The organism is Aeromonas sp. QDB18, from assembly GCF_027705325.1.
GTDB classification, from domain to species: domain Bacteria; phylum Pseudomonadota; class Gammaproteobacteria; order Enterobacterales; family Aeromonadaceae; genus Aeromonas; species Aeromonas caviae.
Genome location: NZ_JAPDBQ010000124.1, coordinates 1 through 12,851, shown reverse-complemented (window position 1 = coordinate 12,851; position 12,851 = coordinate 1). Strand labels below are relative to the sequence as shown.

Genomic DNA, 12,851 nt, shown 5'->3' with positions numbered 1-12,851 from the left:
GCGTATCCATGATGAAGGTCCTCGCGGTGATGACCTACTTCCAGATTAGCCTTCCAACACATAATTGGGACAGCGCCTTTTATCAGCCCTGATTGAGACAATACCAAGCCATCCGGCGATCGCACCCTGCTGGTGGAGCTGGACGGCTTCCACATCTTCGGCGCCTTGCAGGCCGTGATGGGGGAGGACAACCTCTTCTTCCTCCTCGGGGACCAGGCCCTCGATGGCCACGGCAGGACCCTGCCCGCAGCCCGCCTGCTGGAAGGGGGACAACGTCTGCAACAGAGCGATCCCACCGCTCATCCCTATCGCCTGGTGGCGCTCAACGGTTACAAGGAAGTGTTGGCGTTTGCCTGGGCGTACAACCAGGAGAACCTGCTTGCTGCCCCTGTGCTGGCGCTGTTGCTGGGGCTGCTCACCTTCTATCTGAGGGGGCGCAGCGGCTCCCCTCGCAGCGAGCTTGTCAGAGCCATGGCGGCCCGGGAGTTCATCCCCCATCTGCAACCCGTGATGGACAGGCAGGGGCGCCTGCGCGGTTGTGAAGTGTTGATGCGCTGGCGTCATCCCACACAAGGGATGATTGCCCCCAACCACTTCATTCCCCTCGCGGAGGAGTGCGGCTACATAGTGCCGATGACCCGCCAGTTGATGGCCCAGACCCGGGATTATCTGGTCGGGGTGGCCGACAGGCTGCCCCCCGGCTTTCACGTCGCCGTCAATGTCTGCGCCCAGCACTTCAAAAACCAGGACATCGTCGCCGAGTGCCGCGACTTTCTTCGCGCCTTCCCGTGCCAGGATCTGCGCCTGGTGCTCGAGGTGACGGAGCGGGAGATGGTGGATGCGGACGAGCAGACCCGCGTCATCTTCGATGCCCTGGACGAGCTGGGCGTGCTCATCGCCATCGATGACTTTGGCACCGGCCACTCCAGCCTCTGCTATCTGCAGATGTTCCATGTGGACATCATCAAAATCGATCGCAGCTTTATCAAGGGAATGAAAGAGGAAGGCCCCTCCCGCCATATCGTCGAAAACATCCTGGATCTCGCCCATCGCATGGGGCTGGCTCTGGTCGCCGAGGGGGTGGAGACCCAGGAGCAGGTCGAGATGGCACGCCACTATGGCATCGACTACTTGCAGGGCTTCTACTTCGCCAAGCCGCTGCCACCGGCCCAGTTCACTGATCTCCTGGCCAGCGCCACACGCCCGGAGCCATCCCGGCGCCATGCCGGGGTGAGCCTCCTTCCCTAACGGGGGGCGACGGGCAGCCAGTACTCCATGGTGGCGTCGGGCTGCTGGCCGTCAAAGCCGGGGGCATAGCGCTCCAGTTCGAAACCGTCCAGCCCCCGGTATGCCGACTCCGGCAGCCAGTGCAGGATGAACCAGTGCAGGCTCTCCCCCAGCTGGGCAATGGGTCCTTTGTGGGTGAGCACGGCATACTCCTGAGCCGGCACGTTGAGACTCGACAGGCCGGGGGGCGTAGGCGCCGTCGTGGCCACTCCGGCCCAGTAAGGCAGCCGCTCCCCTGCCCCCGACACATCCACCACCCCCAGCCATTCCCTCGACAGGTCCAGCGCCCCCGTCGCGCGCAGCGCTCGCCAGATGGCGGGCACCGTCTGCTGAAAATCCGGTGAGGCATCGAACAACCCCCGGATCGTGCCCCTGACCCCCAACAAGGTGAACGCCGGCAGGCTCTCTATGCGCACCTGCACCAGGTTGGGAGAGGCAGAGCGGGGGACCGCCGCCCGCACCAGAGGCGTGCGCAGCCCCAGCCGCAGGCCCCGCTTGCGATACGCCAGCGGCGAGCAGCCAAATTGCTGCTTGAAGGCGCGGCTGAAACTCACTTCCGAGCCAAACCCGTGATCCAGCGCCACATCCAGCACCCGCAGCCGGATGGAGAGCAGCGCCTCCGCCGCCATGCTCAGCTTCAGCTCGCGCACATAGTGAGCCACCGTCTGACCCGTCTCATGCAGGAATACCCGTTGCAACTGCCAGCGGGACCAACAGCTCTGCCGGGCCAGCGCCTCCAGGGAGAGCGGCTGATCCAGATTGGCATGGATGTAGTCGAGCACTCGCTCGATGCGGGTGAGGTGGGCGCGCGCCTCGGGTGCCGGCTCACGGAGTGGGTGGGGAGAAGTCGGTGTCATGATGCGCTTGAGACCACGCCAGCAGAGGGCGCTCTGGCCCGGGAGGGCCACATTAAACAGGGGTGTCGCGCCGACCGCAAGGCCGGCGCACCGCCTGGCTATTCATCCCGCCCCGCTCAGGGTAGACGGCTCTGGCCATGCTCGGCAAAGTGGCTGCGAAGGGCGCTGATCACCCGCCGCACCTTCTCCGGGATCTCCCGCTGGGGGGTGATGGCATGGATCTCCATGGGAGGGGCCAAAAAGCCCGGCAGCAGCACGAGCAACCGACCGGTGGCGAGATCTTCTTCTATTTCACCTTCCGGTTGCAGCGAAATCCCCTGCCCTGCCAGGGTGAACTGGCGCAGGGGCAAGACGTTGTTGCACAGCACCCTGGGCTTGGGCTTGATCTTGTGGGCCTCCCCCTTCTCGTCCAGCAGCAGTATCCCGCCCCCCAGCATGTCCGAGGCCAGCCAGTCGTGGGCCAGCAGATCTGCCGGGCTGCGTGGAGTGCCCTTGCGTGCCAGATAGGCGGGCGAGGCACACAGCAGCATCCGGGTCTGACCCAGCCTGCGCGCCACCAGGGTGGAATCTTCAAGCGTGCCGACCCGCAGCGCCACGTCGATGCGATCCTTGATGAGATCCCGCTTCTCGTCGTCGGCAATGATCTGGATGCCCAGGCCGGGGTGAGCCTGCAGCAGCGGCGAGAGCGCCCGCGCCAGGGGCTGGCCCGCCATCCCCACCGGCGCGGTGATCCGCACTTCTCCGAGCAGGCTGTCGCGCACCTCCGAGAGGCGCAGCTCGGTGTCGTTCAGGGTCTGCTGCAACGACTGGCAGCCCTGCCACACCACCTCCCCCGCTTCGGTCAGGCTGAGGCGGCGGGTGGAGCGGTGCAGCAGGGGCAGGCCGAGCTGGCTCTCCAGTTGACTGATATGCTGGCTGACGGCGGACGGGGTCATGCCGAGGGCCTTGGCGGCGCCGGTCATGCTGCCCGCCTCCACCACGGCGGCGAAGATGGCGTAGCGTCTGAGCTGATCCATTATGAAGCCCTGCTTACAAGTGAATGCAATTTTAACTGGATTATTAAATCACACTCGGGGGCGTAGGATAGCCCCATTCCCACAGTGAAGGAGAATTCCCATGAAGATTGCCCTCATCGGTGCCAGCGGTTTTGTCGGTTCAGCCATCCTCCAGGAGGCCGTCAGCCGCGGTCATCAGGTCACCGCCATCGTGCGTGACGTGAGCAAGGTCGCCGCTCACCCGCAAGTCACCGCCGTGGCGGTGGACGCCCAGGACAGCCAGGCACTGGCCAGGGTGCTCAAGGGGCACGATCGGGTGATCAGTGCCTACAACCCGGGCTGGAGTGCCCCGGACATCTACGATCAGTACCTCAAGGGGGCCAGCGCCATCGTGGCCGCCGCCAACGACGCCGGGAGCTGGCTGGTGGTGGTCGGCGGTGCCGGCAGTCTGGAAATCGCCCCGGGCGTGCAGCTGGTGGACACCCCGGAGTTCCCGGCAGAGTGGAAGCAAGGGGCCCTCGCGGCCCGGGATGGTCTCACCGCCCTTCGCCGGGAAACCACCCTCGACTGGCGTTTCGTCTCCCCGCCCGTGTTCCTCGAACCCGGCGAGAAGCGCGGCGGTTACCGCCTTGGCACGGATCAGGTGCTGTTCAGCGGCGAGCAGCCCGCCGGGATCACGGTCGGCGATCTGGCGGACGGGGTGCTGAACGAGGCGCAAGCACCGGCTCACCTGCGCCAGCGTTTCACCCTGGGTTATTGAGGAAAGGCGCGCCAGCAACCCTTCCCATGACAGTCACACGGAGGGAGGCGGATGCCTCCTTCCGCCTTTTCTCTCCCGCGTCTATCCCGTCACGCCAATGTCGCTCTCGCCCGGTACGGCAGATCGCCGCCTGAGCCGCCCGTTGCTCGTTCCATTCGCTCAAGTCCGAATTCCATTTCGAATTTTGTATATAACTAAGAATATTTTGTTGCTTCCACCTTATAACCTCGGACAGTAGCATCACCCTCAACCCAAACGGCGCCACTCAAGAAGAGTGCGCCCCGGTTTCGCAACACCCCGCACGCCGGGGCACGCAGACCCCGTTCACGGAAAGTGAGGAGATGCCCATGACCACCCCATCATTGCCGATCATCGATCTCGCCGCCCTCAAGGGCACCCCGGCTGCACGCAGCCAGATGCTGGCGCAGCTTGGCCAGGCCGCCCGCGAAGTGGGCTTTTTCTATCTGGTGGGCCATGATCTGAGCGAATCGGCGCGCCAGGAGACCCTGGCGCTCGCCGCCCGCTTCTTCGCCCTGCCACTTGAAGAAAAACTGGCGGTGCAGATGGTCCACTCCCCCCACTTTCGCGGCTACAACCAGGTGGGGGCAGAGCTCACCCGGGCACGGCCGGATCTGCGGGAGCAGTTCGATATCATGAACGAGGCCCAGGCCCTGCCTGTGGCGCACATTCGTGAACCCTGGCAGCGCCTCATCGGCCCCAATCAGTGGCCCGCCGCCCTGCCCGAGATGAAAACACGTCTGCTGGCATGGCAGGATCGACTGAGCGACATCACCCTCACCCTGCTGGATGCTTTCGCAGAGGTGCTGGGGCAGCCCGCCGGCGTATTTGACGAGAGCATTCGCGGTGCCCCCTACCAGCACATGAAGCTCATTCACTACCCCGGACAACCGGAAGGCAGCAGTGGTCAGGGGGTAGGTGCCCACAAGGATCCCGGCTACCTGACGCTGGTGATGCAGGACGATCACTCCGGGCTCGAAGTGGAGACGGCGGATGGCTGGATCCCCGCGCCCCCCCCTGCCGGGCACCCTGGTGGTCAACATCGGCGAGCTGCTGGAGCTCGCGTCCGACGGCTACCTCAAGGCCACCCTGCACCGGGTGGTGAGCCCCCCTCCTGGGGTATCGCGCCTCTCCTGCGCCTTCTTCATAGCGGCAAGGCTGGATGCGACTGTGCCACTGCTTAGCCTCTCCCCCGAGCTGGCGGCGCTGGCCGAAGGACCCCAGAGCGATCCCGCCAACCCGCTCTTTTATCAGGTGGGGGAGAACGTGCTCAAGGGGAGGCTGCGCTCCCATCCGGATGTGGCGGCCCGCCACTATGCAGGCGAGCCGCAGCGCAAGCCAGCGCTAGTCTGACAACCCGCCACTCGACATTAAAAAAGGGGCGCGACGGCGCCCCGGAAAACACAAGCAGTCCGTCAACAACCTGGCAATGACGGAGTACAAAAATGAAATTCAAGACCATGAGCGTGCACAGCGGCCAGCGGATCGACCCCCAGACCGGTGCCCTCACCACCCCGCTCTACCAGAGCAGCACCTTCAGCTACTTCAACGCCCAGGCGGGCAAGGAGCGCTTCGCAGGTCAAGCCCCCGGCTTCATCTACAGCCGCTTTGGCAACCCCACCACCGCCGAGCTGGAGCAGAAGCTGGCAGCCCTCGAAGGTGCAGATGAGGCACTGGTGGTGGCCAGCGGCATGGCGGCGGTGAGTGCCATCATGTATGCCCTGGCCGACAGCGGTGATGAAGTGGCCTATATCGGCCCCCTCTACGGCGGCACCGATGCCTTCCTCAAGCAGACCTTCAGCCGCGCCGGCATCAAGATCACCGCCTACGAGAGCGATCAGGCGCTGCTGGCCAACATCCGCCCCGCCACCAAGGTGGTACTCTTTGAAACCCTTACCAACCCAACCCTCAAGGTGGTGGATCCGCGGGTGGTGGTGGAGGCGGCCCGCAAGGTGGGTGCCATCACGGTGTGTGACAACACCTTCCTCACCCCCTATCTGCTGCGCCCGCTCGAGCTTGGCATCGACATCGTCATGCACAGCGGCACCAAGTACCTGGGCGGCCACGGCGACATCATCGCCGGGGTGGTGGCGGGTCGTCATGAGCTGATGAAGTCGATTCGCACCGTGGCCCTCAAGCACATCGGCTCCCCCATCGGCCCCCAGGAGGCCTACCTGCTGCAACGGGGGGTCAAGACCCTTCCCCTGCGCATGGATGCCCACCTGCACAACGCCCAGAAGGTGGCCGAGTTCCTGGATGCCCACCCGGCAGTGAAGAAGGTGATCTACCCGGGCCTTTCCAGCCATCCGGGCCACGATGCCCTCGGCGCCTTCGCCAGCGGCTTTGGCGGCATGGTGAGCATCGAGCTGGAAGGCGGTTTTGAGCGCTGCGCTACCCTGCTCGACAACCTGCAACTCTTCGTGCAGGCGGTGAGCCTCGGCGATCTCGAGAGTCTCGCCTGCCATCCGGCCAGCACCACCCACGCCGCCATGGACGAGGCGAGCCGCCTCGCCGCCGGAGTCAATGACGATCTCATCCGCTTCAGCATCGGGGTGGAAGACGCCGACGATCTGATTGCCGATCTGGCCGCCGCCCTGGCCCTCCTCTGATATCCAGTAGCGATCCAGGGGAGTGACGCAATAAAAAAAGGGAAGGCAATGCCTTCCCTTTCTCTTTTCCGCCCGTCGCCCTCATCAGGCGTCGTGGTAATCCTGGCAGGCGCTCAGGGTGTTCTCCATCAGGCTGGCGACCGTCATGGGGCCCACGCCCCCCGGTACCGGCGTGATGAAGGCGGCGTGATTGCGCGCGGTCTCATACTCCACATCTCCCACCAGGGAGCCGTCCGCAAGGCGGTTGATGCCCACGTCGATCACCAGGGCACCGGGTTTGACCCACTCCCCCGGAATGAAGTTGGGCTTGCCCACCGCCACGACCAGCAAGTCGGCCCGGCGCACCTGGGTCTCCAGATCCTGGGTGAAGCGGTGACAGGTGGTGGTGGTGCAACCGGCCAGCAGCAGCTCCAGCGTCATGGGACGCCCCACGATGTTGGAAGCCCCGACCACCACCGCATGCAGACCGTGGGTCTTGACGCCGGTGGTCTCGATCAGGGTCATGATCCCCTTGGGTGTGCAGGGTCGCAGCGCCGGGATGCGCTGGGCCAGACGACCCACGTTGTAGGGATGGAAGCCATCAACGTCCTTGTCGGGACGAATGCGCTCCAGCACCTGGGTGGTATCGCAATGAGCCGGCAAGGGCAACTGCACCAGGATGCCGTCTACTTCCGGATCCTCGTTGAGCTGGTCGATCAGGGACAGCAGCTCTGCTTGTGTCGCCGTGGCGCTGAGGTCATAGGAGCGGGAAACAAATCCCACCTCTTCACAAGCGCGACGTTTGCTGCCCACATAGACTTGGGAGGCCGGATCCAGCCCCACCAGGATCACCGCCAGACCCGGTGCCCGTTTCCCCTGCGCCAACCGCTGTTGGACTTGCGCGGCGACCTGATTGCGAATCGTTTGCGCAACCTGTTTTCCATCAATGATTTTGGCAGACATCGTTCTTCACTCACCATGTGTTCAACTGCGGCGCATTGTCGCATTTTTTTGGCGCGGGTGTTAGCGGCTCTCGCAGGGAGGGCAATAAGTAGGCACTTGAATTTACTGGCGGAAAAAGTTGTTGACGCTGACTTTGGCGCTTGGGTATGATGCCCGCCCGTTGCCCAGTGGTGCCGCCGAAGGTATGCTGGATGGCGAATTTTCGGTGATTAGCGCAGCCCGGTAGCGCATCTGGTTTGGGACCAGAGGGTCAAAGGTTCGAATCCTTTATCACCGACCAGGTTCATCGGGAAATCCCCGGATTTCTTGATACAACGCGCCCTTAGCTCAGTCGGATAGAGCAACGGCCTTCTAAGCCGTGGGTCGCAGGTTCGAATCCTGCAGGGCGCGCCATTTAGAATGTGTTTTAAATCATTGAGTTATTGACGAAGAGTGTGACTTATCGTCCATTCGGCAGATTATCTCAAGATGACCTTGGCCACGCCTTGGCAGACACAAAATGGCGATGATTTCAGTGGTGGCTGTAGCTCAGTTGGTAGAGTCCCGGATTGTGATTCCGGTTGTCGTGGGTTCGAGCCCCATCAGCCACCCCATTATTTCTCTGTTGTTGCTATCTGTTGCGAAAGAAATGAAAGGCTTGAATATGGACGGCAACTCATCAGCAAGGCAGACTTCGCGCAATTTATGCGCGGCGATAAACCGGCCCGCGCCGGTTTTTTGTTTTAGCGAATCAATTAACGCCCATGGAGGCGGCCTATGTCTCTTCGTCATCCGGGTCGCAAGCAGCCCGCTCGCCAGCCCTCCCCCGCGACGGGCAACCCCGCCCTCGATCTCTTCCACCGCAACTGGCAAGCGCTCGAAAAGCTACAGGCAAAGATCGACAAGCAAGCCCTCAACGGCCGCGATATCTATCAGCGTTTCACCAGCGAAATAGAACCCCTTGAGCGTCAACAGTGCGAGCTCATCTTTGCCCTCGCCAAGCGCCTGGTCGACTTTACGGCTCGCAAGAGCTTTACCCAGTGGCAACGGGAGACCTTGCACCACTGGATCCACGATCTCATCAACTATCTCGAGTCCAATCCGTTTCGTGGCGAGATGGATTTGGCCCCCCTCTATCACCAAATCCAAACCAATACCGCCCTGCACATGGATGACGAACAGCTCGACTATCAGTGTGATGAACTTACCCATATGCTGATGGAGACTTGTGGTCACTGCCCCGAAGACATCGACACCTTGCGCGATATGGTCAAAAACCCCGATCTGTTGCACGAGTACCTGATAAACGCGGCGAAGCAGAAAATGGCCAACGGGAGTGACACCGCTGGTGAGGAAGAGGATGCCCTCTTCGACGATGATGAGTTGTTCGCCGATGAGTCCCCCTTCGGCGCTGAGCAGCAAGATGCTTTTGCCCACACGCGCACCCGTCGTGAGCAAGAGGAAGAGACGCGCATCGAACAGTTGTTCAGCAAATCCAGCCTCAAGCAGCTCTATCGCAAGCTCGCCCTGGCGCTGCACCCGGATCGGGAACCCGACCCCGCCATGCAGGCGGAAAAGACCCGCATCATGGGCCAACTCAGTCAGGCTTGGGAAAACAAAGAGATGTTCACCCTGTTGCAGCTGGCCCACGCCCACCTACCCGAGTTCGATAACCTGCTCAGTGACGAGAACCTTGCTTACCTCAACCCGATGCTGAAACGCCAGCTACGCGAGCTCGAAGTCAGCTACTACGGCGGGCAAGACGGGCTAATGGGCGCGGTGCTGCACAAATTCAAGCAATCATCCAAGAAAAAGACCGAGCAGGCCTTTGCCGAACATCGGGACTATTTGCTGCGTGATATCGACCACCTGACTGCCCAGCTGGCCGAGATCACCACCCTGCAGACCCTCAAACCCTATCTGGCGGCCCGCTGGGATCAGCAGCAAATGAGGTGGGATGAGGAAGAGGACGATATGGAATGGCTGTTTAGGTAACGGCCAGCGGTGACCGACCATCTCATCAATCAATCAAGGCGCCACTGGCGCCTTGATTGTTTTCACACTGCTGGTTTTTACACTGATCGTGCTATCGGATAGCCAGCCTTAAATCAGGGTCACCTGACGCGCTTTGGCATCAGGCGCCAGCGCCTGTTCCTCATCATGGATAGTTGTGAAGGGCTCAGGGGAAATGGCGGCTGCCGATGCGATTTTGCGCTGCTGATATTGGGCCAGACGCAAGTCCAGCAGCTCTTGCACCATGCGATGCAGAGGATCGATATCCTCCTCACTCACCGCGAAGCGTGGGCAGAAGCGATCCTCCCTTACCTCGAACCAGTACTCCCCCTTGGCGCCTGGATTGCCGCCACTGCTGAACTTGATCGGATTGCTCTTCCAGTAACTGAGCCAAGCCGGGCTGTCGGCGCTCAGGGCTTGCTGCTTGGCCGGCAGATCGAGACGGGCCAGCTCGGGATGCCGCTCGAACAGGTAACGGGAGTGGCTGGCCAGCGCTGCCAAGGTGGGTGGCTCACGCAGACCGTCGAGTTCGAGCAAGGCCAATAGCAGGATCAACTTGAAGCTCTTGTTGAGCGCGGTGTTCTCCACCCCCGCACGCAGAAAGTCGCCGTGCCGGTTCAGCACGCGCAGCTCCTCCTCCCCCAGATCGCCCGCTTGGGCGAGCAGCTCAAACCAGCCCCCCTGTTTTTGGGTATCGAAACGCAGTTGCTCACCCAGCCGGGCAACCCAGGTTTGCCGCGCAGTGGGACGATAACCGAGGTACTCCTTGAGGATCTGATAGGTCTCAAGCAGAGTCGGTTGCTGCTGCCTTTTTAACAGCGCTAGCAACGGAAGCAGCTTGGGATCCAGATTGATAAAACAACCTGCCGCCAGCGTCATCGCCCTGTTTGCGTGCGTTGGCGAGTAGGTCAATTGCGTTTGCAGCAGCTGAGGCTTGTAGAGACACGCCTTGTGATTGCCCACCAGATCGATCACCACCAGGCGTTCTTTGCCTTGATAGAGGAGCAAGCCCCGCCCCAACTGTTGCAGGAACACGATGCGCGACTCGGTGGGACGCAGCATCAGCACGGTATCAATGGCGGGCAAGTCGGTGCCTTCGTTGAACAAATCTACCGAGAAGATGATATCGAGCTCGGCGGCGGCCAATTGCTCCTGGGCGGCTTGTCGCCCCTGACGGGAGCCCGCATAGACGGCTACCGCCCGCACTCCGGCTTGCTGGAAGACGCTGGCCATAAAATCGGCATGACGGGTCGAGATGCAGAAGGCCAGCGTGCGCAGCTGGCGTAAACGTCGCCACTGGCTAAGGGCGTGCTGAGCCCGCTTCTGACTGGCGAAGGCACTCTCCAGCGCATGGGGGTCAAACTGACCGTTGCGCCAAGGCAGCGCGGCATAGTCGATAGTGTCATCCAAAATGCCGTGATAGGTGAGCGGCACCAGCATCTTTTGCTCAATGGCGAGCGCCAGCCCCCGTTCAAAGACGAGATTGTTGTCGCACAGCGCCAGAATATCGGCCTGATCGGTGCGGTCAGGGGTCGCGGTCAGCCCGAGCAGGAAGCGGGGCTTGAAGTGGTTTAGCAAGCGCCGGTAGGAGGGTGAGGCGGCATGATGAAACTCATCGACCACCACGTAATCGAAGTGATCCGGTGCAAAGCGCAGCAGATGCCGACTCTTGCCCAGCGTCTGGATGGAGGCAAACAACCAGTCGGCCTCATCCTGCTGCTGACCGTGATAGAGGCCAGAATTTGCCTGCGGCGCCATGTGCAAGAAGGTCTGGCGCGCTTGGGTCAGGATCTCCTCCCGATGGGCAACAAACAGCAGGCGGGCCGCCTGCATCTGGCGCACATCAAAAGCCGCGAGCCAAGTCTTACCAAGGCCGGTCGCCATGACCACCACGCCCCGTTTATGCCCCTGTGCCCGCGCGGCTTGCAGCGCCATCAGCGCCTCTTGCTGCACGCTGTTGGGGATGGGGGCTTCACGCAGCTGCTCGGCGCTGCTGCGATGATCCCCGGTGAGCACCCGCAACTCCCGCAGCGCGCTCTGCCGATAGCGAGCGAGGTAGCCATCTATCCAGTCGTGGGTAAGGAGCACGACCCGCGCGTCTTGCGCCAGCCGCTCGATTTGAGCCGCGAGCTGACGCAGGCTGTGATGCGGCTCGCTGGGTCCGCTCGGCTCAGCCCTGAGCGACCAGTTCCACTCCAGCGACTCGGTAAGGGCGGCGGCAGAGATATTGCTGGAGCCGAGAAACGCCTGACCACCGAGCACCGCTGGCGACCCTTCCTGGCCAACTTGCTGGCCTAGGTACTGGGCTGCGTGCTGGACAAACAGATAGGACTTGAGGTGAAAACCGCGATTGCCCTGACTCTGGTAGATCAGCACGCAAGAGCGAGCGGGATCAAATTTGAGCAACTCGCGCAGCGCCACCGGCTGGGTCACCTCCAGATAGTCCGAGGTGATCACCCGAAGCCGTGCTCCTCGCGCCAGCGCCTCGTGCAGGGCACCGCGCAACAACACCAGCCCGCTTTGGCGAATAAAGGAGACACACAACTCAATGCGGCTACCCTCGCCACAACGGGCGATGGCGTCCAGCAGATGTGGCAACAGGGGATCGTTGAACTCCGGATCCCCCGCCTCTCCCCCGCTGATGAGCACGGGTGCACTCATGACCCGACCTTGCGCACGATGGCGTTAAGCCAACACTCCTGCTCGCGGCCGGGGCGTCGATCCGCAGTCTGCCAGATCTCGACCTCGCTCAGCGGCAACGGCGTTATCAGGGCTTGCAGCCCCGCCTCATCCAACTGGGTGAAGGCTCGGCCATCGCGCTCGGTCTCGTCTACCCCATATTTGAACGAGCAATAGAGCAGACCACCGTCGGCGAGTTGCTGGCACAGATGGACCATTACGGCATCCAATTCGGCACGGGGAACATGCAGCAGACTGGCACAGGCCCAGATGGCATCGACCGGCGCGGGAGCCACGAACTGATCGAAACGGCACAGTTGCACCGGCTGACCAAGCAGGCGCTCGGCGCGCAGGGCCAGCTCCGCGCTGGCATCGAACGCAGTGACCTGAAAGCCCTGCTCTCGGAAGTAGAGACTGTCCCGACCAGAGCCGCAGCCCGCATCGACGATATGAGCGCCGGGAGCGAGCAGAGGCAGGAAGCGCTGGTAAAGCGGCTGCATATCGACCGACAGCGTGCCTTCGACGAAGCTATCGGCGTGTTGGTTGTAGTAATCGATAGACATAGTAAACAGGCACCTAGGGAAGGTGCGAACAAGTCCCTGATATGCTTAACCATCCCCTCGTATGAGCGAGGTGTGGCGCGGCTTCTGAGGTATGATCGCCATCCTTGACCAGCTAATACCCGACAGATAATCGCCATGTTTAACCACGA

General features: G+C 62.2%; 9 protein-coding genes, 3 tRNA genes and 1 pseudogene. 8 read left to right on the top strand and 5 right to left on the bottom strand.

The features are described from left to right. Positions 1-132: 132 nt before the first annotated feature. A complete protein-coding gene (locus tag OKC30_RS16165; RefSeq protein WP_160839093.1) occupies positions 133-1,248 on the top strand; it encodes an EAL domain-containing protein in 1,116 nt (371 codons plus the stop codon). Here OKC30_RS16165 and OKC30_RS16160 read toward each other — a convergent pair. After that, complete coding sequence (locus OKC30_RS16160; protein ID WP_270809691.1) at positions 1,245-2,144, bottom strand: AraC family transcriptional regulator; 900 nt, start codon at positions 2,142-2,144, stop codon at positions 1,245-1,247. The two genes, OKC30_RS16165 and OKC30_RS16160, sit on opposite strands and share 4 nt — an antisense overlap. A gap of 116 nt (positions 2,145-2,260) precedes the next feature. Then, positions 2,261-3,160 carry a LysR family transcriptional regulator gene (locus OKC30_RS16155; RefSeq protein ID WP_042016607.1) on the bottom strand — a complete coding sequence of 300 codons (900 nt, stop codon included), beginning with the start codon at positions 3,158-3,160 and terminating at the stop codon, positions 2,261-2,263. A gap of 100 nt (positions 3,161-3,260) precedes the next feature. Here OKC30_RS16155 and OKC30_RS16150 point away from each other — a divergent pair, with 100 nt between their 5' ends. The 3 genes and pseudogenes from OKC30_RS16150 to OKC30_RS16140 all read left to right on the top strand — a co-directional run bounded on the left by OKC30_RS16150 (position 3,261) and on the right by OKC30_RS16140 (position 6,526). Further along, positions 3,261-3,899 carry an NAD(P)-dependent oxidoreductase gene (locus OKC30_RS16150; protein WP_270809690.1) on the top strand — a complete coding sequence of 213 codons (639 nt, stop codon included), beginning with the start codon at positions 3,261-3,263 and terminating at the stop codon, positions 3,897-3,899. 347 nt (positions 3,900-4,246) lie between these two features. Further along, a pseudogene (locus tag OKC30_RS16145) lies at positions 4,247-5,270 on the top strand (isopenicillin N synthase family dioxygenase). A 92-nt stretch (positions 5,271-5,362) separates the two neighbouring features. Beyond that, entirely contained in the window at positions 5,363-6,526 is a 1,164-nt protein-coding gene (locus OKC30_RS16140; RefSeq protein WP_160839089.1) for a trans-sulfuration enzyme family protein, read from the top strand. 84 nt (positions 6,527-6,610) lie between these two features. On the opposite strand, the gene folD is transcribed toward OKC30_RS16140, so the two are convergent. Then, positions 6,611-7,468: a bifunctional methylenetetrahydrofolate dehydrogenase/methenyltetrahydrofolate cyclohydrolase FolD gene (gene folD / locus OKC30_RS16135; RefSeq protein ID WP_010674955.1), complete on the bottom strand. Its 858-nt coding sequence runs from the start codon at positions 7,466-7,468 to the stop codon at positions 6,611-6,613. 203 nt (positions 7,469-7,671) lie between these two features. Between folD and OKC30_RS16130 the strand changes: the two genes are divergently transcribed. The 4 genes from OKC30_RS16130 (at position 7,672) to OKC30_RS16115 (ending at position 9,442) form a co-directional block, all read left to right on the top strand. Further along, a tRNA-Pro gene (locus tag OKC30_RS16130) sits at positions 7,672-7,748 on the top strand. Between the two features lie 36 nt (positions 7,749-7,784). Beyond that, positions 7,785-7,861: transfer RNA gene (locus OKC30_RS16125), tRNA-Arg, on the top strand. A gap of 124 nt (positions 7,862-7,985) precedes the next feature. Then, a tRNA-His gene (locus OKC30_RS16120) sits at positions 7,986-8,061 on the top strand. 163 nt (positions 8,062-8,224) lie between these two features. Then, positions 8,225-9,442 (top strand): J domain-containing protein, encoded by a 1,218-nt coding sequence (locus OKC30_RS16115; protein ID WP_161507136.1) that lies wholly within the window; start codon positions 8,225-8,227, stop codon positions 9,440-9,442. Positions 9,443-9,550: 108 nt separating this feature from the next. Here the strand turns inward: OKC30_RS16115 and OKC30_RS16110 are convergent, their stop codons facing one another. Then, a complete protein-coding gene (locus tag OKC30_RS16110; protein ID WP_237611886.1) occupies positions 9,551-12,121 on the bottom strand; it encodes a DEAD/DEAH box helicase family protein in 2,571 nt (856 codons plus the stop codon). Next, a complete protein-coding gene (locus OKC30_RS16105) occupies positions 12,118-12,702 on the bottom strand; it encodes a class I SAM-dependent methyltransferase (protein WP_005330546.1) in 585 nt (194 codons plus the stop codon). The genes OKC30_RS16110 and OKC30_RS16105 overlap by 4 nt, the downstream gene beginning before the upstream one ends. Positions 12,703-12,851 lie beyond the last annotated feature (149 nt).